Annotated in this window: 22 protein-coding genes and 1 riboswitch; of the genes, 20 read left to right on the forward strand and 2 right to left on the reverse strand. The window is 47.5% G+C overall.

The genetic code is table 11. The features are described 5' to 3' along the window. Positions 1-16: 16 nt before the first annotated feature. Positions 17-421: a DUF350 domain-containing protein gene (locus tag G9F48_RS11115; RefSeq protein ID WP_003152541.1), complete on the forward strand. Its 405-nt coding sequence runs from the start codon at positions 17-19 to the stop codon at positions 419-421. Positions 422-559: 138 nt separating this feature from the next. Here G9F48_RS11115 and G9F48_RS11120 read toward each other — a convergent pair whose 3' ends face one another. Then, on the reverse strand, positions 560-1234 hold the full coding sequence (locus G9F48_RS11120) for a DUF2711 family protein (protein ID WP_165409494.1): 675 nt from the start codon (positions 1232-1234) through the stop codon (positions 560-562). 105 nt (positions 1235-1339) lie between these two features. On the opposite strand from G9F48_RS11120, the gene G9F48_RS11125 reads away from it, so the two are divergent. From G9F48_RS11125 to G9F48_RS11165, 9 genes are all read left to right on the forward strand, one after another. Continuing rightward, entirely contained in the window at positions 1340-3028 is a 1689-nt protein-coding gene (locus G9F48_RS11125; protein ID WP_156735622.1) for an AMP-binding protein, read from the forward strand. Between the two features lie 88 nt (positions 3029-3116). After that, complete coding sequence (locus G9F48_RS11130; RefSeq protein WP_014470798.1) at positions 3117-3701, forward strand: TetR/AcrR family transcriptional regulator; 585 nt, start codon at positions 3117-3119, stop codon at positions 3699-3701. Positions 3702-3714: 13 nt separating this feature from the next. Continuing rightward, positions 3715-4494: an enoyl-CoA hydratase gene (locus tag G9F48_RS11135; protein WP_003152548.1), complete on the forward strand. Its 780-nt coding sequence runs from the start codon at positions 3715-3717 to the stop codon at positions 4492-4494. 13 nt (positions 4495-4507) lie between these two features. Further along, positions 4508-5281, forward strand: coding sequence for an electron transfer flavoprotein subunit beta/FixA family protein (locus G9F48_RS11140; protein ID WP_017418310.1), 774 nt, complete (start codon positions 4508-4510; stop codon positions 5279-5281). A 31-nt stretch (positions 5282-5312) separates the two neighbouring features. Then, on the forward strand, positions 5313-6290 hold the full coding sequence (locus G9F48_RS11145; RefSeq protein WP_165409495.1) for an electron transfer flavoprotein subunit alpha/FixB family protein: 978 nt from the start codon (positions 5313-5315) through the stop codon (positions 6288-6290). Positions 6291-6498: 208 nt separating this feature from the next. Beyond that, a complete protein-coding gene (locus tag G9F48_RS11150) occupies positions 6499-7989 on the forward strand; it encodes an alpha-N-arabinofuranosidase (protein ID WP_165409496.1) in 1491 nt (496 codons plus the stop codon). Between the two features lie 152 nt (positions 7990-8141). Beyond that, entirely contained in the window at positions 8142-8456 is a 315-nt protein-coding gene (trxA, locus tag G9F48_RS11155) for a thioredoxin (protein WP_003152560.1), read from the forward strand. A gap of 142 nt (positions 8457-8598) precedes the next feature. After that, a complete protein-coding gene (gene uvrC / locus G9F48_RS11160; RefSeq protein WP_071391533.1) occupies positions 8599-10371 on the forward strand; it encodes an excinuclease ABC subunit UvrC in 1773 nt (590 codons plus the stop codon). A 61-nt stretch (positions 10372-10432) separates the two neighbouring features. Further along, a riboswitch (Lysine riboswitch) is annotated at positions 10433-10612 on the forward strand. Between the two features lie 125 nt (positions 10613-10737). Then, complete coding sequence (locus tag G9F48_RS11165) at positions 10738-11967, forward strand: aspartate kinase (RefSeq protein ID WP_017418306.1); 1230 nt, start codon at positions 10738-10740, stop codon at positions 11965-11967. A gap of 46 nt (positions 11968-12013) precedes the next feature. On the opposite strand, the gene G9F48_RS11170 is transcribed toward G9F48_RS11165, so the two are convergent. Then, positions 12014-12460, reverse strand: a complete 447-nt coding sequence (locus G9F48_RS11170; protein WP_003152568.1) for a YslB family protein — start codon at positions 12458-12460, stop codon at positions 12014-12016. Between the two features lie 296 nt (positions 12461-12756). Between G9F48_RS11170 and sdhC the strand changes: the two genes are divergently transcribed. From sdhC to G9F48_RS11220, 10 genes are all read left to right on the forward strand, one after another. Then, the gene (gene sdhC, locus G9F48_RS11175) at positions 12757-13365 is read left to right on the forward strand and encodes a succinate dehydrogenase cytochrome B558 (RefSeq protein ID WP_003152571.1); all 609 of its coding nucleotides are present in this window, start codon (positions 12757-12759) and stop codon (positions 13363-13365) included. 33 nt (positions 13366-13398) lie between these two features. Next, positions 13399-15159: a succinate dehydrogenase flavoprotein subunit gene (gene sdhA / locus G9F48_RS11180; RefSeq protein ID WP_003152573.1), complete on the forward strand. Its 1761-nt coding sequence runs from the start codon at positions 13399-13401 to the stop codon at positions 15157-15159. A gap of 2 nt (positions 15160-15161) precedes the next feature. Next, entirely contained in the window at positions 15162-15920 is a 759-nt protein-coding gene (gene sdhB / locus G9F48_RS11185) for a succinate dehydrogenase iron-sulfur subunit (protein ID WP_003152575.1), read from the forward strand. Positions 15921-15979: 59 nt separating this feature from the next. Beyond that, on the forward strand, positions 15980-16417 hold the full coding sequence (locus G9F48_RS11190; RefSeq protein WP_012118126.1) for an acyl-CoA thioesterase: 438 nt from the start codon (positions 15980-15982) through the stop codon (positions 16415-16417). 120 nt (positions 16418-16537) lie between these two features. Next, positions 16538-16762: a spore germination transcription factor GerE gene (gene gerE, locus G9F48_RS11195; protein WP_003152579.1), complete on the forward strand. Its 225-nt coding sequence runs from the start codon at positions 16538-16540 to the stop codon at positions 16760-16762. Positions 16763-16947: 185 nt separating this feature from the next. Beyond that, the gene (locus G9F48_RS11200; RefSeq protein ID WP_003152580.1) at positions 16948-17388 is read left to right on the forward strand and encodes a MarR family winged helix-turn-helix transcriptional regulator; all 441 of its coding nucleotides are present in this window, start codon (positions 16948-16950) and stop codon (positions 17386-17388) included. Between the two features lie 7 nt (positions 17389-17395). Beyond that, positions 17396-18214, forward strand: coding sequence for a glutamate racemase (gene racE / locus G9F48_RS11205; protein ID WP_012118125.1), 819 nt, complete (start codon positions 17396-17398; stop codon positions 18212-18214). Positions 18215-18319: 105 nt separating this feature from the next. Beyond that, a complete protein-coding gene (locus G9F48_RS11210) occupies positions 18320-19405 on the forward strand; it encodes a GerMN domain-containing protein (protein ID WP_003152582.1) in 1086 nt (361 codons plus the stop codon). A gap of 109 nt (positions 19406-19514) precedes the next feature. Then, positions 19515-20252, forward strand: coding sequence for a ribonuclease PH (gene rph, locus G9F48_RS11215; protein WP_003152583.1), 738 nt, complete (start codon positions 19515-19517; stop codon positions 20250-20252). 11 nt (positions 20253-20263) lie between these two features. Further along, a complete protein-coding gene (locus tag G9F48_RS11220) occupies positions 20264-20860 on the forward strand; it encodes an XTP/dITP diphosphatase (protein ID WP_087920775.1) in 597 nt (198 codons plus the stop codon). The last annotated feature ends 14 nt before the right edge of the window (positions 20861-20874 follow it).

A 20874-nucleotide genomic window follows, 5' to 3' on the forward strand; every position in this document is an offset into this window, starting at 1 on the left:
AAAGGGAGAAAACGTCATGAATGCTTTTTGGGAAAATGAGCTTGTTGAAATCGCGGCTTATTACAGTGTGGCCGTCTTGTGTCTCGTCATTTTTCTGACCGTGTTTGAATTGGTGACATCCTATAAAAACTGGGTGGAAATCCAAAAAGGCAATCTTGCGGTGGCAATGGCGACCGGAGGGAAAATTCTCGGTATCGCGAATGTCTTTCAGCACAGCATCGCCCAGCATAATTCGCTTTTGCAAATGATCGGCTGGGGCGTATACGGATTTATTATGCTTTTAATCAGCTATTTTATCTTTGAATTTCTGACGCCCCGGTTTAAAATTGATAAAGAAATTGAAAAAGATAACAGAGCTGTCGGCTTTATTTCATTTGTCATCTCAGTCGGCCTGTCATTTGTGGTGGCCGCCGGGATTTAAGGGGACGGGGAAAAATGGAGAAGCTTGCGAAAGTGCTGCTGTCGGCAGCGGGGATTTTTCTGTTCATCGGACTTATTTATCTGGTCATGACATCTTAATACTGAAAAAAGGCTGCCGAACTCAAATCGGCGGCCTTTTTTATTGAGAATACCAGTTGATGCAGGCCGTATCAGAGCAAATGACGGACTCCCAATTCATGGCGCGGACGACAGACTGAATGTCTTGTTCTTCCATGAGAAAGAGTGTCGTAAAAGAATCATATATGCTCATAAAAGCGGCGCGCCGTTTTTCATCGGCAATGATCATGTCAGCCCGCAGCAGTCCGCATACATCCGAAGCCGCCGTTTGATTGAGTGAAAATATGCCTTTCTCTTCGACAGGCTCATAATAAGTGCAGCGCTTTATGCCTTTTGAACGGAACACATCCAAAAGTCCCGGAATCAAAAATGGCGAAGTGACATCATCGCTCGGCAAGTACAGATCGGGATGGAGCCGATTTAACCGCTCGGCGGATTCAGGATGTGCATATTCCTCCCGCAATGCCGTGACAGCAGTCATAAGCGCAAGCGCCGTTTCTTTTTCAGAACGCAGGCCGCAAATGCTCATGACGGTTTGCCAGGAAACGGGTCTGCCCATCGCGATGATCTCCTCATCACTCGGATACATATGTTCATAAGGCCGTTTGCGCTTTTGCTCTTCCCGCCCATCCGGCATCCGGACAAAGGGATGGAGCAAAAAGGCGGCCGATGTAAACGGCTTCGGCAGCTGGCGCAGGATAGGAACTCCCTCTTCAAAATGCAGCGTTTCCAGCAAACTCAACACCTCCCGAAACTCGAAATTTCACATGAAACGCTTTCCCATTCCAATCACCCTTCTGCTATAATAATAGCGTATAGGAAAACAGAAGGGAGAGGTATTATGCAGTCTGAAAAGCCATGGCTTTCTCAATATCCCGAAGAGATTCCGCATGAGCTTGAATTTACCGATCAAACCCTGCCATCCAATCTGACAAACTCCGCAGCTCAATTCCCGAACCATACCGCCATTTATTTTCTAGGAAAAAAACTCACATTCCAAGACGTTCTCACAGATTCATTAAAGCTAGCCGCTTTTTTACGTAAAACAGGCCTGAAAAAAGGTGACAGAGCCGCCATTATGCTGCCCAATTGTCCGCAGTCGGTCATCGCTTTTTACGGCGTATTGTTTGCCGGCGGCATTGTCGTTCAGACCAATCCTCTCTACACGGAACACGAGCTTGAGTATCAGCTCAAAGACAGTGCGCCGCGCGTGATCATCACCCTCGATATGCTGTTTCCGAAAGTGATAAAAATGAAAACGTTATCACTCGTCGAACGCATTATTACAACAAGTATAAAAGACTTTTTGCCGTTTCCGAAAAATATGCTTTATACGCTCACGCAAAAACAACAGGTGCATATTGATTATGACGGCTGCGAACAAATTCACAAATTAGCGGATATTTTAAAAAACGAAAAAGCGGAGGAAGCAGAGCCATTTGATATTGACCCTGCGCATGACATCGCAGTGCTTCAATACACGGGCGGAACAACCGGCTATCCGAAAGGCGTCATGCTCACACACCGAAACATTCAGGCCAATACAGAAATGTGCGCCGCCTGGATGTACAAAATGAAAAAGGGAGCCGAAAAGGTGCTCGGCATCGTGCCTTTTTTTCATGTGTACGGATTGACCGCCGTGCTCAATTTTTCCATTATGCAGGGATGTGAAATGATCCTTCTTCCCAAATTCAATCCTCTTGATACCCTGAAAACAATCGACAGGCTGAAGCCGACGGTTTTCCCCGGGGCACCGACGATTTACATCGGGCTGCTGCATCACCCGGAGCTGAATAAGTATGATCTGTCCTCCATTGAAAGCTGTCCGAGCGGTTCAGCGGCGCTTCCGGTTGAGGTCAAACAGAAATTTGAAAAAGTGACCGGAGGAAAGCTTGTGGAAGGCTACGGATTATCCGAAGCATCACCGGTTACCCATTCAAACTTCATCTGGGGAAAAAATAAACCCGGCAGCATCGGCTGTCCCTGGCCCAATACCGATGCCGGAATCTATTCAGAAGAAAAAGGCGGGCTTGCGGAGCCGTATGAACACGGCGAGCTGATCGTAAAAGGCCCTCAGGTCATGAAAGGCTACTGGAATAAACAGGAGGAGACGGCGCGTGTCATCAGAGACGGCTGGCTGTTTACCGGAGATATGGGATATATGGATGAGGAAGGATTTTTCTACATCGCCGACAGGAAAAAAGACATCATCATTGCCGGCGGATACAACATCTACCCCCGGGAGGTGGAAGAGGCGCTTTATGAGCATGAAGCCGTTCAGGAAATCGTCGTAGCGGGCGTTCCTGATTCCTACAGGGGGGAAACGGTGAAAGCATTTATCGTTTTGAAAAAAGGCGCTGAGGCAGATCCCGATGAGCTTGATGCGTTTGCAAGAGAGCGGCTTGCGCCGTACAAAGTCCCGAAGCTGTACGAATTCAGAAAAGAGCTTCCGAAAACGGCCGTCGGAAAAATATTAAGAAGGCGTTTAGTCGAAGAGGAAGATGCTTCCCATGAAAACAAGGTGCCTTAAAAGAAAAACTTGACAAAATCCGGATTCCTTTTTATTATGAAGTTATGAATGAATAGTCATTCATTTATCGAAGGAAGGAACGATGACATTGAACCAAAAACGGCCAAAGTATATGCAGATTATTGATGCAGCAGTAGAAGTCATAGCGGAAAACGGCTATCACCAATCACAGGTGTCCAAAATCGCCAAGCAGGCCGGCGTTGCGGACGGCACCATCTATTTATATTTCAAAAACAAAGAGGATATACTCATTTCTCTTTTTAAAGAAAAGATGGGCCAGTTCATTGAACGCATGGAAGAAGAAGTGAAAGAAAAAACGACGGCAAAAGAAAAACTCGCTCTCGTTATTAAGCAGCATTTCACACTGCTCGGCAATGACCGCCACCTCGCGATTGTGACCCAGCTTGAGCTCAGACAGTCGAATATCAAGCTGCGCCTGAAAATCAATGATATTTTAAAAGGTTATTTAAACATGCTGGACACCATTTTGACCGAAGGAATCGAGTCGGGCGAATGGAAAGATAATCTCGACGTCCGCCTCGCCCGGCAGATGATATTCGGGACGATAGATGAAACAGTGACAACATGGGTGATGAACGATCAGAAATATGATCTTCCGGATTTGTCAGACAAGGTATTGGAGCTGTTGGTGTCAGGGATTCATCAAAACTAAAGGGGGTTGACGGATGAACAGCCTTTCGATGGCGGTAGAACAATCTGTTGCGGTGATCACCATTAATCATCAGCCGGCCAACGCGCTGTCCGGTGCGGTTTTAGATGAGTTGTCCGGTCTGTTCGACCGCTGTGAAACAGATGACAGCGTCAGAAGCATCATCATTCGCGGAGAGGGGAAATTTTTCTCGGCGGGCGCCGATATAAAGGAATTTACGTCGCTTGAAAATCTTGAGCAATCTTCTGCCATGGCGGATAAAGGCCAGCAGCTGATGGAAAGAATTGAAGGGTTTCCGAAGCCCGTTATCGCGGCGATTCACGGCGCTGCGCTCGGCGGCGGCCTTGAGCTTGCCATGGCCTGCCATATCAGAATCGCAACATTGGATGCAAAGCTCGGCCTGCCCGAGCTGAATCTCGGCATTATTCCGGGCTTTGCCGGGACGCAGCGGCTTCCCCGGTACGTCGGTACGGCGAAAGCGCTTGAAATGATCGGCACTTCAGAACCTGTGACCGGAGAAGAAGCGCTCAGCCTCGGTCTTGTCACGATAGGCGCCGAACATGAGGAAGAGCTGCTGCAAAAAGCGAAAACGCTCGCGGGCAAGTTTGCGGAAAAAAGCCCGCAGTCGATGGCTTCTCTGCTTGAGCTCCTTTATTCAAACAAGGTCTATTCTTATGACGGCGGCTTAAAGCTTGAAGCAAAGCGATTTGGGGAAGCATTTGCATCAGATGACGCAAAAGAAGGCATTCAGGCATTTCTCGAAAAAAGAAAGCCTCAATTCGGTGGGCGAAGATAAAGGGGATAAGAATATGAATCTATTTGTACTGATGAAACGGACGTTTGACACAGAAGAGAAAATCGTCATTGAAGCAGGAAAGATTCAGGAGGACGGGGCCGAATTTATCATTAATCCGTATGATGAATACGCCATTGAAGAAGCCATTCAGCTGAAGGAAGAGCACGGCGGAACCGTGACCGCCGTAACCGTCGGCGGAGAAGATGCGGAGAAAGAACTGAGAACCGCCCTTGCGATGGGCTGTGACCAGGCGGTGTTAATCAATATTGAAGATGATTTGAGCGATCCTGACCAATACTCCATTTCAACTATCTTATATCATTATTTCAAGGACCGGGAATATGATCTGATTCTCGGCGGAAATGTCGCGATTGACGGCGGTTCCGGCCAAGTGGCTCCAAGGCTTGCCGAACTGCTTAACATTCCTTGCGTCACAACGATTACAAAACTGACAATCAGCGGCGATGAAGCTGTGGCAGAGAAAGACAACGAAGGGGATACCGAAATCATTAAAACCTCACTTCCTTTAGTCATCACGGCACAGCAAGGCTTAAACGAGCCGCGCTATCCGTCGCTTCCGGGCATTATGAAGGCGAAGAAAAAACCGCTGGAAGAACTTGAGCTCGATGATCTCGGCATTGATGAAGATGATGCCGCACCGAAGCTCAAAACGATCGAACGTTTTCTGCCGCCGCAAAAAGAAGCGGGCAGACTGATCGAAGGAGAAGCCGCTGAGCAGGCGAAGGAGCTTGTATCACTGCTGAGAAAAGAAGCCAAAGTCGTATAAACTGATATTAAAGAAACTGGGGGATGTCAGAATGGGAAAAAAAGTGATCGTACTCGGAGAAATTCGTGACGGCGCCTTACGGAACGTCACCTTTGAAGCCATAGCCGCAGGCAAAACCATTTCCGGCGGAGGAGTTGTCATCGGCGTGCTGATGGGAAAGGGCGCGGCTGATGCAGCATCAGAACTCATTCAGTACGGCGCCGACAAAGTATTTACGGCCGATTCGCCGGGGCTTTCTCAGTATACGGCGGACGGATATGCCGCGGTTCTCGGGGATTTGATTGAAAATGAAAAGCCTGATGCGGTCATTTTCGGCCACACTTCTATGGGAAAAGATTTGTCACCTAAGCTTGCGGCCCGGTTTGAAACGGGGCTGATTTCAGACAGCACGGATGTAAGCGTTACCGGAGATAACATCGTTTTTACAAGACCGATCTATTCCGGCAAAGCCTTTGAACAGGTGATTTCAACCGATCCTTTCATTCTGGCGACAATTCGTCCGAATAATATTCAGGCATTAGAAAAAGACGCGAACCGGACGGGTGATATTGAAGAGCTTGCGGCGCCTCCGGCAGATTTGCGGACGGTCATTGAAGAAGTAGTCAAAAAAACGGCGGACGGCGTGGATTTATCAGAAGCGAAAATTATCGTAGCAGGCGGCCGCGGTGTAAAAAGCAAAGATGGATTTGAACCGTTAAAAGAACTTGCCGAGGTGCTCGGAGCAGCGGTGGGCGCTTCGCGCGGCGCGTGTGACGCGGACTACTGCGACTATTCTCTTCAAATCGGCCAGACGGGAAAAGTCGTCACGCCGGATTTGTATATAGCCTGCGGCATTTCCGGAGCGATTCAGCACTTGGCGGGCATGTCAAACAGTAAGGTCATCGTTGCCATTAACAAAGACCCGGAAGCGGAAATATTTAAAATAGCGGACTACGGAATTGTCGGCGATTTGTTCGAAGTGGTTCCGCTTCTGACCCAGGAATTTAAAAATGCCAATATTCATTCATAATCAAAACCCTCTGGCTTATTTGTCAGAGGGTTTTGGTTTGCGTTAATTGATTCGTACAAATTATAGATTAATAAAACAACAGATTGACATGTACGAACCAATGTAATAAGCTTTTGTAAAGCGCTTACAAACTTATCCATACAGCATACATCCCAGATAGATCGGCTGTAGTGCTTTCATTCTTATTAAGGGGAAGGAATGATCAAGTTTGTCTCACAATACGGCAGTCATTCAAACTGATATCACACGGGGAACCATTAATAAAAACATATACGGACATTTCGCGGAACACCTGGGAAGAGGCATATATGAGGGCATCTGGGTCGGAAAAGATTCCGATATTCCGAATACCGGAGGGGTCAGGACGGATGTCGCCGCCGCCCTCAAGCAGCTTCAGATTCCCGTCCTCAGATGGCCGGGCGGCTGTTTTGCTGATGAATATCATTGGGCAAACGGCGTAGGGAAACGAAAAACAATGCTGAATACCCATTGGGGCGGGACGATTGATTCCAATGAATTCGGCACGCACGAGTTTATGATGCTTTGTGAACTGCTCGGATGCGAACCGTACATCGCCGGAAACGTCGGCAGCGGAACGGTTAAAGAAATGGCTGATTGGATTGAATACATGACGTTTGAAGCGGGCACGCCGATGTCCGACTGGAGAAAAGAAAACGGGCGGGAAAAACCATGGAAGCTGAAATATTTCGGAATAGGAAATGAGAACTGGGGCTGCGGCGGAAACATGCATCCTGAGTATTATGCCGACCTTTACCGAAACTTCCAAACCTATGTCCGCAATTACAGCGGTAATGAAATCTATAAAATTGCCGGCGGCGCGAATGTCGACGATTACCGCTGGACTGAAACTTTAATGAAAAAAGCCGCGGATCTCATGGACGGGCTGAGCCTGCATTATTACACAATACCGGGCGACTTCTGGAAGGGGAAAGGATCAGCGACGGAGTTTACGGAAGATGAATGGTTCATCACGATGAAAAAAGCGGCGCATATGGATGAATTGATCACAAGGCACAGCGCCATCATGGATCAGTACGATCCCGAAAAAAGAGTCGGGCTGATCATTGATGAATGGGGCACGTGGCTTGACCCTGAGCCGGGCACGAATCCGGGCTTTCTGTATCAGCAGAATACGATCCGCGACGCCCTTGTCGCCGCCGCGCATTTTCACATTTTTCATCAGCACGCAGACCGCGTACAGATGGCCAATATCGCGCAAACCGTCAACGTGCTTCAGGCAATGATCCTGACAGAAGGGAAAGAAATGCTGTTGACGCCGACGTATCATGTGTTTGATATGTTTAAGGTGCACCAGGACGCATCTCTTTTGGCGGCAGAAACTAATGCAGCCGGGTACGAATGGAATGACGGCCGGCTCCCGCAAGTCAGCATTTCAGCGTCCAAACAGCAAAACGGAGACATACATATCAGCATTTGCAATATCGATCATCTGCACAAAGCTGACGTGAAGATTGAACTGCGGGGCATGAAAAAGACAGGGACGCCTTCGGGAACGATTCTGCACGCGGAAAAAATGAATGCCCACAATACATTCAGCAGTCCGGAAAACGTCAAACCGAAGCCGTTTTCCGGGTTTGCTCAAAAGGGAGGAAAACTTGAGGCGGAGCTTCCTCCGATGGCGATTGTATTAATCACGCTGCCTGCGGATCCATCTTAAGTTTTGAACGCCCGCCGCCCGGTTATAATACACTGTATAAATAAGATTATTTCCGGCGGGTTCGGGAGAAAATAATATAAGCATTAAATTAGCATGAACGAATGGGAGATGCTATACTAAAAATCATCATTTGACAATTGGAGGAATAACAAATGGCTATCGTAAAAGCAACTGATCAATCGTTCTCAGCTGAAACAAGTGAAGGTGTCGTATTGGCTGATTTCTGGGCTCCTTGGTGCGGACCTTGTAAAATGATCGCGCCCGTTCTTGAAGAGCTTGATCAAGAAATGGGAGACAAACTGAAAATCGTCAAAATCGACGTGGATGAAAACCAAGAAACTGCCGGTAAATACGGCGTCATGAGCATCCCGACACTTCTCGTGCTAAAAGACGGAGAAGTCGTTGAAACATCTGTCGGCTTCAAACCGAAAGAAGCTCTTGAAGAGCTTGTAAACAAACATCTGTAAGCCGAAAGCTTCCGTTACGGCAGGGCGATTCCTTTGAAAGGGAATCGCCTTTTTTGATCTTCCAAAAGCTGAGAATGGAGAAAAACAAATGTTCGTGATACACTGAATGGACACGAGAAATGAATGTAAGGAAGGGTAACGTATGAATAAACAACTGAAAGAAAAGCTGGCCCTCCTTCCCGATCAGCCGGGCTGTTATTTAATGAAAGACCGTCAAAAAACAGTCATCTACGTGGGGAAAGCGAAAGTCTTGAAAAACAGGGTGCGGTCTTATTTCACCGGTTCTCACGACGCAAAAACCCAACGGCTTGTGACGGAGATTGAGGACTTTGAATATATCGTGACTTCCTCCAATCTTGAAGCGCTTATTTTGGAAATGAATCTGATTAAAAAATACGATCCGAAATACAATGTCATGCTGAAAGATGATAAAACCTATCCTTTTATTAAAATCACCCATGAACGCCATCCTCGGCTGATTGTCACCCGGAATGTCAAAAAAGACAAAGGACGCTATTTCGGCCCGTATCCGAATGTGCAGGCGGCGCGGGAAACGAAAAAACTGCTGGACCGCCTTTACCCGCTCAGGAAATGCTCAAAGCTTCCGGACCGCGTCTGTCTTTATTATCATCTCGGACAATGCCTCGCCCCATGTGTAAAGGATATATCTGAGGAGACAAACCGGGAGATTGTTGAAGACATCACCCGTTTTTTAAAGGGAGGGCATAACGAAATCAAAAAAGAGCTTGAAGCGAAAATGGCAGAAGCGGCCGAAAAGCTTGAATTTGAACGGGCTAAAGAATTCCGCGACCAGCTTGCTCACATTGAATCGACGATGGAGAAGCAGAAAATGACCATGAATGACCTTCTGGACCGCGATGTGTTTGCATATGCCTACGATAAAGGCTGGATGTGCGTCCAAGTCTTTTTTATACGCCAAGGAAAACTGATCGAACGCGATGTCAGCATGTTTCCGATGTATCAGGAAGCGGATGAAGAGTTTCTGACCTTCATCGGCCAGTTCTATTCCAAAAACAATCACTTTCTGCCTAAGGAAATTCTGGTGCCTGACAGCGTTGACAGGGACATGATCAGCGAGCTGTTGGAAACCGCCGTGCATCAGCCGAAAAAAGGCCCGAAAAAAGAGCTGCTTTTGCTTGCGCACAAAAATGCGAAAATCGCCCTGCGGGAAAAATTCTCGTTAATCGAGCGGGATGAGGAACGGTCAATCGGTGCAGCCGAACGGCTTGGCGACGCACTGAATATTTACACGCCGCATCGGATTGAAGCGTTTGACAACTCCAATATTCAAGGCACAAACCCCGTATCGGCCATGATTGTCTTTATAGACGGAAAACCGAATAAAAAGGAATACCGCAAATATAAAATTAAAACCGTAACAGGGCCTGATGATTACGGCTCAATGAGGGAAGTCGTCAGAAGAAGATACACGAGGGTGCTCCGCGAAAACCTTCCGCTGCCGGATTTAATCATCATTGACGGCGGAAAAGGGCAGATTAACGCGGCGCGCGACGTGCTCGAGAATGAACTCGGCCTTGATGTCCCGGTAGCGGGATTGGCGAAAGATGATAAACACCGGACATCGAACCTGTTGATCGGCGACCCGCTTGAACCGGTGTTTCTGGAGCGGAACAGCCAAGAGTTTTACCTGCTTCAGCGCATTCAGGACGAAGTTCACCGTTTTGCGATCAGCTTTCACAGACAGATCCGGGGAAAAAGCGTCTTTCAATCCGTTCTGGATGATATCCCCGGAATCGGCGAAAAACGCAAAAAAATGCTCTTAAAACATTTCGGATCTGTCAAAAAGATGAAGGAAGCAAGCCTTGACGATATCAAAAAAGCCGGTGTCCCGGCCGCGGCGGCCCAGCTGCTGTTTGAAAAATTAAAAAAATAGTATTGTGCTTTCCTGAAAAATCTGCTAGAATGTGAACTAATTTCATAAGATCGTGTTATATGGTGAAGATAGAGGTGCGAACTTCAATAGTAAGCCTTTGGAGAATGATGGATTCTGCGAAAAAGGCTGAAAGGGGAGCGTCGCCGAAGTGTATCACATCCCATCGGTGTGATTTGCTGGCCTTGCATTAAATAAATGTAAGGCTGTCAAGAATTCATTTTCTTGGAGGGCTATCTCGTTGTTCATAATCAATCGTACTGATATGAAAAAGCAATGAGAGCTATTCCTCTCATTGCTTTTTTTATTGTGGACAAAACGCTCTTTTCTCCTCACCCGCACGAACCAAAATGTAAAGGGTGGTCTAGTATGGGTCTTATCGTACAAAAATTCGGAGGCACTTCCGTCGGCTCTGCCGAAAAAATTCAAAATGCCGCAAATCGCGCCATTGCTGAAAAGCAAAAAGGCCATGATGTCGTAGTCGTCGTTTCGGCAATGGGAAAATCAACCGACGCGCTCGTTAACCTCGCGGCTGAAATCACATCTGAACCAAGCAGGCGCGAGATGGATATGCTTTTGTCTACGGGGGAGCAGGTCACGATTTCGCTTTTGGCCATGGCGCTTCAGGAAAAAGGATATGACGCCGTCTCTTATACGGGCTGGCAGGCGGGTGTCCGCACGGAAGCCGTTCACGGCAATGCGAGAATTACGGATATTGATATCACGGCGATTCGTTCGCAGCTTGCAGAAGGCAAAATTACAGTCGTTGCCGGTTTTCAGGGCGTAACGGAAGACGGCGGCATCACGACGCTCGGACGAGGCGGTTCCGATACGACGGCGGTCGCTCTTGCAGCAGCGCTGGATGCGGATAAATGTGACATTTATACAGATGTTCCGGGCGTATTTACGACAGATCCGCGGTATGTCCGGTCAGCGAGAAAACTGGCGGGGATTTCTTATGATGAAATGCTGGAACTTGCAAATCTCGGAGCGGGTGTTCTTCACCCGCGGGCGGTTGAGTTCGCGAAAAACTACCAAGTGCCTTTAGAAGTGCGGTCAAGCACGGAGCATGAAGCCGGAACATTAATTGAGGAGGAATCATCAATGGAGCAGAATTTAATCGTCAGAGGAATTGCATTTGAAGACCAGATCACGAGGGTGTCCGTTACGGGCCTTGCAAGCGGACTGACAACACTTTCAACAATCTTCACCGCGCTGGCAAAACGAAACATCAACGTTGACATCATTATTCAGACACAGTCGGACGATGGGGAAGCGGATATTTCTTTCTCGGTGAAAACGGAAGATGCCGCGCAAACGGTCGCCGTGCTTGAAGAATATAAAAACGCGCTTGACTATGAAAAAATTGAAACCGAAAGAAAACTGGCGAAAGTCTCCATTGTCGGGTCGGGCATGGTTTCAAATCCCGGCGTCGCCGCGGACATGTTTGCCGTACTGGCGGAAAAAAATGTACAAGTCAAAATGGTAAGCACATCCGAAATAAAAGTATCAGCGGTTGTCAGCGAAAATGATATGGTGAAAGCGGTCGAAGCGCTTCATGACGCGTTTGAGCTTTCTAAACAGCCGTCTGCCGTATAAACGGGCAGGCAAAAAGGCGGGACTTGGAGTCACCGCCTTTTTTCAATTATACAGGGTCCTTCATATCCCATTTTACGGTCAGGACGACTTTATCCGCTCTCTTTTTTACCTGTTCATAAGATTCTGCAATCTGATCGTTCATCAATTGAATCTGTTCGGCTATAAAACCGGCTTCAAGCTGGAAACAAGGCTCTTTCTGATGTTTGAGCCTGCTGGACACGAGCGGTCCTTCCAGTTCAAATTCCAATTCTTGTTTTTTTGATCCTGCGTTTGTCAAAGTTCCCCATCCGGCTTTTTCAAAAAAGGCGGGGATTTCTTCCCACGATTGAAGAGGGAATTTGCGGGCGAGGCGTTTTCCCGCCCAATACATCATCGATGAATGATCCGGGCCGAGGATATCCGGAAGCACGATTTCCCGGATTAATTCGTAGCCGTATGCGCTGACGTCGAGTTCAGTTAAAGGTTCTAAAGCTGCTTCATAATTATTCTTCATATTATGTATTCCCCTCTCTCCTTCGTTTATTATAGCTTAAACAGGGGGGAGGATTACAGGATGATCCTATAAAACACGCGAAAAAATGTGAGAAAGATATCGCAGGAAAATAAAATTTTCCCTCGAGATAATCAATTCCGAAAATTATAATTTATGTACACGTTTTCTTGACGCCCTTTTGAGGGAGGAGTAAAATGAAATTGTCAATAAATTTTAATAAAGTGCTTACAATTGAAACGAAGTGGGGGCAGAGATTTTAGTACATTTCGCACTTAAATCAAACAGGGGGTAAAGTAATGTCTGGGAACAGAGAGTTTTATTTTCGAAGATTGCATTCCTTGCTCGGTGTTATTCCGGTCGGCATCTTTTTGATCCAGCATTTAGTCGTCAACCAATTTGCCGCAAGGGGAGCGGATGCGTTTAACAAGGCGGCCGGCTTTATGGACAGTCTGCCGTTCAGGTATGCGTTAGAAATTTTTATTATTTTCTTACCTTTAATTTATCATGCGGTTTACGGTGTGTACATAGCATTTACTGCGAAAAACAACGCTGGCCACTACAGTTATTTCAGAAACTGGATGTTTGTGCTTCAGCGTGTCACTGGTATTCTCACCCTTATTTTCGTCAGCTGGCATGTGTGGCAGACGCGGATTGCCGCGCAGATGGGCGCTGAAGTCAACTTCGATATGATGGCGAATATTCTGAGCTCGCCGTTTATGCTCGGTTTTTACATTGTAGGCGTTTTATCGGTCATTTTCCACTTTTCAAACGGCTTATGGTCTTTTGCGGTCACATGGGGGATCACGGTTACGCCGCGTTCTCAAAGAATTTCGACTTACGTGACGCTGATTATATTTTTAGCGCTTTCATACGTAGGTTTAAAAGCGATTTTTGCGTTTGTGTAAGAGAACTAGATTACTAGAGGGAGAGGGGCTATCATGAGTCAATCAAGCATTATCGTAGTCGGCGGGGGTCTAGCCGGCCTCATGGCGACAATTAAAGCAGCGGAATCAGGCACGGCCGTGAAATTGTTTTCCATCGTTCCTGTCAAACGCTCTCACTCGGTCTGCGCGCAGGGCGGGATAAACGGAGCTGTCAACACAAAAGGGGAAGGAGACTCTCCGTTTGAGCATTTTGATGACACGGTATACGGAGGCGACTTTTTGGCAAACCAGCCTCCTGTAAAAGCGATGTGTGAAGCGGCGCCGTCCATTATCCACTTATTGGACCGCATGGGGGTTATGTTTAACAGAACGCCGGAAGGGCTCTTGGACTTCCGCCGTTTCGGGGGTACACAGCATCACAGAACCGCTTACGCGGGAGCGACGACGGGTCAGCAGCTTCTTTACGCACTGGACGAGCAGGTGCGCAGATATGAAGTGGCGGGTCTCGTCACAAAATACGAAGGCTGGGAATTCCTCGGCGCCGTTCTTGACGATGAGCGCACGTGCCGCGGTATCGTAGCCCAAAATCTGACCAATATGCAAATCGAGTCATTCCGTTCTGACGCCGTTATTATGGCGACGGGAGGACCCGGAATCGTATTCGGAAAATCAACAAACAGCATGATCAACACGGGATCTGCCGCATCAATCGTCTATCAGCAGGGCGCTTATTATGCAAACGGCGAATTTATCCAAATTCACCCGACAGCAATCCCGGGGGACGATAAACTGCGTCTGATGAGTGAATCGGCGCGCGGCGAGGGCGGAAGAGTCTGGACGTACAAAGACGGAAAACCTTGGTACTTCCTCGAGGAAAAATATCCGGCTTACGGAAACCTCGTGCCGCGGGATATTGCGACACGTGAAATCTTTGACGTGTGCGTGAATCAGAAACTCGGCATCAACGGAGAAAACATGGTGTATCTCGATCTGTCGCACAAAGATCCGAAAGAGCTTGACGTTAAGCTTGGCGGCATTATCGAGATCTATGAAAAATTCATGGGCGATGATCCGCGCAAGCTTCCGATGAAAATTTTCCCTGCCGTTCACTATTCAATGGGCGGACTGTGGGTTGATTATGATCAGATGACAAGCATCCGCGGACTGTTCGCAGCGGGTGAATGTGATTATTCAATGCACGGTGGAAACCGTTTAGGGGCGAACTCTCTGCTTTCCGCCATCTACGGAGGAATGGTGGCCGGACCGAATGCGGTGAAATATGTTTCCGGACTTGAAACATCAGCGGAAGACCTGTCTTCTTCATTATTTGATTCCTATGTGAAAAAAGAAGAAGAAAAATGGGCCGATATCATGAAGATGGACGGCGACGAAAATGCCTACGTGCTTCACCGTGAGCTCGGAGAATGGATGACGGCCAACGTCACGGTGGTCCGCCACAACGACAAGCTTTTGAAAACGGATGACAAAATCCAAGAGCTGATGGAACGCTTTAAGAAAATCAATATCAACGATACGACAAAATGGAGCAACCAAGGGGCGATGTTCACCCGCCAGTTCTCCAATATGCTTCAGCTTGCCAGAGTCATCACGCTCGGCGCATATAACCGAAATGAAAGCCGGGGAGCGCACTATAAACCGGATTTCCCTGAAAGAAATGACGATGAGTGGCTCAAAACGACGATGGCTAAACATGCCGGTCCGTTTGAAGCTCCGGAATTTGAATATCAGGATGTCGATGTATCACTGATTGCGCCCCGTAAACGCGACTACTCGAAGAAGAAGGTGGCGAAATAATCATGAGTGAGAAAAAGATACGGTTTATCATTACACGTCAGGATACGCCCGAAAGCGCGCCATACGATGAAGAATTCGAAATCAATTACCGCCCGAATCTGAACGTGATTTCCGCCCTGATGGAAATCCGCAGAAATCCCGTGAATGCAAAAGGAGAGAAAACCACTCCGGTCGCATGGGACATGAACTGTCTTGAAGAAGTATGCGGCGCCTGCTCCATGGTCATCAACGGGAGACCGCGCCAGTCGTGTACGGCGCTGATTGATAAGCTGGAACAGCCGATCCGTCTGAAGCCGATGAAAACATTCCCGGTTGTCCGTGACCTTCAGGTTGACCGCAGCAGAATGTTTGATTCACTGAAAAAAGTGAAAGCATGGGTGCCGATTGACGGAACTTACGATTTGGGGCCGGGGCCGAGAATGCCGGAAAAACGCCGCCAGTGGGCATATGAATTGTCTAAATGCATGACATGCGGCGTCTGCCTCGAAGCCTGCCCGAACGTCAACAGCAAGTCGAAATTCATGGGGCCTGCCCCGATGTCGCAAGTCCGTCTGTTTAACGCCCATCCGACGGGCGCGATGAACAAAGCAGAACGTTTAGAAGCGTTAATGACAGACGGCGGTCTCGGAGATTGCGGGAATTCACAAAACTGTGTGCAATCCTGCCCGAAAGGCATTCCGCTTACGACTTCAATCGCTGCTTTGAACAGAGATACCAATTTACAAGCATTCCGTAATTTCTTCGGAAGCGACAGAGTATAAGAAAGAGAAAAAGAGCCTCTTCCGCACGGGAGAGGTTTTTTTATAAGGAGCTGAAGATGATGAAACAACCGCAATATATTGATATTCCGTTTGAAGAATGGAGACAGTCGTTTTCTTTCTTTACTGAAGTATCGGTTCGTTTTTCAGAAACGGATATGTTCGGCCATATGAATAATGTAACCCCTTTCATCTATTTTGAAGAAGCACGGATCGCTTATTTTAAACAGCGGGGCATAACGGCGCAAAACTCGGAAACGATGACGGTCGTCGCAAGCCAGCAGTGCGACTATATGCGTCAGGTGATGCCGTATGAAAATCTGCGGATTTATGTGAAAGCAAGCGCTGCCGGAAATGCGTCCGTCACCCTTCATTACCTTGGAGAAAATGAGTCGGGCCTGCCGTGCTTTACAGGTTCCGTCGTTATGGTTCAAGTGTCGAAGAAAAGCGGCAAAGCGGTCAGCTGGACGGAGCGGGAGAAAGGCATTCTGCTCGCCTGAACGGATAACTATTTCTCTAAGAGACGTCACCTCCGAAGCGCCCTTTACATATGATATCTTGACTATATAAACCCATTCGTTTCAGATTCGCTCTCACCTTAGCAAGGAGGGTTACAATACTTGAAGGAGAAAGATTTTCAATCAAAGCCGCTGCTGACCAAAAGAGAAAGAGAAGTATTCGAATTGCTCGTTCAAGACAAGACAACAAAGGAAATTGCAAGCGAGCTATTTATCAGTGAAAAAACTGTACGGAATCACATTTCAAATGCCATGCAGAAGTTAGGTGTGAAAGGGCGTTCGCAAGCTGTTGTCGAGCTTCTTAGAATGGGTGAGCTAGAGCTCTGATTCTTGCCGGTTTTCCTTCTTTTCGAGAAGGAGCCGGTTATTTGCGTTGGCCCCGGGCTGATGGGCATGCGGTGAAAATCCCGGTTTTTCCTTTTTCTCCGTCAGTCTTGCATTTTCTTAAAAAAAGAAGGAAAATAGACACGGAGCGCATAGCCCAGAAAGATCCTTGAGTGAGGGATGGACAAATGACATCAAAATCTGTAGAGCATGTTGCGGATATCGAAAAATCACTCCGCCATATCGCTGCGATCATTAAACAAAAAGGAAGAGAAATCCTTAACCAATATGCAATTACACCGCCGCAATTCGTGGGGCTTCAATGGCTTTATGAATTGGGGGATATGACAATAGGCGAATTATCAGGCAAAATGTATTTGGCTTGCAGCACGACGACGGATCTGATAGACCGCATGGAAAAAAATAAGCTTGTCGAGCGGGTCAAAGACCCGGCTGACAGACGGGTCGTCAGAATTCATCTTCTCGCTGAAGGAGAGCGCATTATCCAAGAAGTGATTTTGAAAAGACAGGCTTATTTGCGGGATATGTTTGCGACATTTTCCGAAGAAGAAACAGCCGCTTTCGAAAAATCATTATTGAAACTGCAGCATGAAATGAAAAGAAAATGAGGCGATTTTGTTGGAACAGCCGATAGGAGTCATTGATTCCGGGGTTGGCGGGTTAACCGTTGCTAAGGAAATCATGAGACAGCTACCGAAGGAAAATATCATCTATGTGGGAGATACAAAACGCTGCCCGTACGGCCCGCGTCCTGAAGAAGAAGTTCTTCAATACACGTGGGAAATGACCGATTACCTGCTGGAAAATCACCATATCAAAATGCTCGTGATCGCCTGTAATACGGCCACGGCCATTGCCTTGGAGGATATTCAGCGCAAAACGGATATTCCGGTTGTCGGCGTCATTCAGCCGGGTGCGAGAACGGCGATAAAGGTCACGAAAAACCAGCATATCGGCGTCATCGGCACGGTCAATACCATTAAAAGCAGAGCATATGAGCAGGCGCTGCTCGGGTTAAACGCAGAACTTCAAGTTGAGAACACGGCTTGTCCGCTGCTCGTGCCGTTTGTGGAAAGCGGACGGTTTCTTCAGGAATCAGCGGAGGAAGCGGTTGAAGCATCGCTTGAACCTTTAAAAGGTACATCAATTGACACCTTGATTTTAGGATGTACGCATTATCCGATTTTAAAAGACCCGATTCAGAATTATATGGGAGAGCATGTGAAAATCATTTCCTCCGGAGACGAGACGGCGAGAGAAGTGAGCACCATCTTGTCTTATAAAGGTTTGTTAAACCAATCGAAACATGCACCGGAGCATCAATTTCTTACAACGGGAGAGCGGAACGGCTTCGCAAAAATTGCCGAAGACTGGTTCGGCCACGAAATCGGCCATGTCGAGTGCATCTCCCTTCAAGAGCCGGTCAGAAAATAAATCAAAAAACCCGCTGTTTACAGCGGGTTTTTTTGCGCTTCCCGGTCTATTTCCCGGACAGGGCTCGTATACATCATAGTACAAACAGCCTTAGGAGGGAAAAGTATGCTGAAAAAAGGACCTGCAGTCATTGCTGCAACATGTCTTACTTCGGCTTTTGTGTTATCTGGATGCGGTTTGTTTCAATCCGATAAAACAGCCGGGGAAATTGACCCGCCTCAAGACATTTCATATGTAAAGGATGAAGCGGGAATTCAGGCAAAACCAAAGCAGTCAGAGAAAAACGGCACTTCTAAAGCCGACCAGCCGGCCAATACAGTCATGCGAGAGCTGTATCTGATTGATAAAAACGGCTATGTCGCAGCACAGACACTGCCTCTTCCGAACAGTGAGGGAACCGCAAAGCAGGCCCTTGAGTACTTGGTTCAGGGAGGGCCTGTATCAGAAATCCTGCCGAACGGCTTCAGAGCGGTGCTCCCTGCGGATACGACGGTAAATGTCGATATTAAAAAAGACGGCACTGCCGTCGCTGATTTTTCGAAGGAATTTAAAAACTATAAAAAAGAAGACGAACAAAAAATCCTGCAATCGATTACATGGACGCTTACCCAATTCAGCTCAATAGATAAAGTCAAAATCAGAATCAACGGGCACGAATTGAAAGAAATGCCGGTGGGCGGCACGCCGATTACGGGCGACTTAAGCAGAAAAGACGGGATTAATATTGAAACGGCCGGAGTGAATGATCTGACAGACACCCATCCGCTGACTGTATATTATCTGGCGGAAACAGAGACAAGCGAATACTACGTGCCTGTTACAAAGCGGATTGACAATTCGGAAACAAATGACATCACCGCTGCCGTTGAACAGCTCACCGACGGACCGGGCAAAGCAAGCGGGCTTTTGACGGACTTTAATAACGATGTTAAGCTTCTCAGCAAGCCGAAAGTGAAAGACGGCCAGGTTACACTGGACTTTAACAGCTCTATTTACGGAAGCGCCGACGAAAAAACAAAAATGGTGTCATCGGGCGTACTGGACAGCATCGTTCTCACGTTAACCGAACAGCCGTCGATTAAAAGTGTTTCTATAAAAGTAAACGGAAAATCAGAACTGGTGAATGAAAAAGGAGAATCCCTTTCAAAACCTGTTTCGAGGCCGGCACAAGTGAATACGGGTAGTTTTTAATTTGCGATTTTTGATATACTAGTAAAAAAGAGGTTAGCGTTCCGGCTGCCTCTTTCTTTATTCACAATCCGGAACAAAAGGTTTATGTACATATAATCGGAGGTAAAATATGAGACACGACGGAAGACAGCACGATGAGCTGCGCCCTATCACATTTGATTTGGATTTTATCACTCACCCGGAAGGCTCTGTTTTAATTACAGCGGGAAATACAAAGGTCATCTGTAATGCATCTGTGGAAGACCGGGTGCCGCCATTTTTACGCGGCGGAGGAAAAGGCTGGATCACAGCGGAATACAGCATGCTTCCCCGCGCGACGAATCAAAGAACGATAAGAGAATCTTCAAAAGGAAAGGTCTCCGGCAGAACGATGGAAATTCAGCGGCTGATCGGGCGCGCGCTCCGGGCCGTCGTTGATTTGGAGAAGCTCGGCGAACGGACGATCTGGATCGACTGTGACGTCATTCAAGCTGACGGCGGAACAAGAACGGCTTCCATTACGGGCGCATTCTTGGCAATGGCCATTGCGACCGGCAAACTCGTAAAAAGCGGCGTTATCAAAACCTCTCCCGTGACAGATTATCTCGCGGCCATTTCTGTCGGGATGGATAAAGAAGAAGGCCTTCTTTTGGATCTGAATTATGAAGAGGATTCGGCGGCTGAAGTCGACATGAATATCATCATGACGGGAAGCGGACGTTTTGTAGAGCTTCAAGGGACGGGCGAAGAAGCCACATTCTCCCGTGAAGATTTAAACGGACTGTTAAGCCTTGCCGAAAAAGGAATCCAGACGCTTATTCAAAAGCAAAAAGAAGTGCTCGGAGAAACATTGCCTGAACTGAAATAAGAAAGAGAGGCCTGATCACCGTGAAAGAAGCCATTATTGCGACACACAATCAGGGAAAAGTGAAAGAATTCAAGGAAATACTCGAACCGAAAGGCTACAGCGTCTCTTCTTTGGCGGAAATCGGATTTACGGAAGAAATTGAGGAAACCGGACATACCTTTGAAGAAAACGCCATCTTAAAAGCGGAAGCCGTGGCAAAAGCCGTCAACAAAATGGTCATTGCAGACGACTCCGGTTTATCAGTGGACAACCTTGGAGGCAGACCGGGCGTTTATTCAGCCCGTTATGCCGGAGAAGCAAAAGATGATAAGGCGAATATGGACAAGGTGCTGTCAGAATTAAAAGGCATCGAAAAAGAGCAGCGCACGGCCCGTTTCCGCTGCGCCCTTGCCGTCAGCATGCCGGGGCAGGAAACAAAAACGGTCGAAGGTCATGTTGAAGGGTATATTGCGGAAGGACCCGAAGGAGATAACGGGTTCGGCTATGATCCCATTTTTATTGTAAAAGATAAAGATAAAACCATGGCCCAGCTGACAAGCGCTGAGAAAAACAAAATCAGCCACAGGGCTGAGGCGCTCAAGAAACTGTCAAAGCTGCTTGATTCATAAGGGGGAGCGTATGC

The sequence above is a fragment of the Bacillus sp. EKM420B genome (assembly GCF_011065565.1).
GTDB lineage: Bacteria > Bacillota > Bacilli > Bacillales > Bacillaceae > Bacillus > Bacillus velezensis.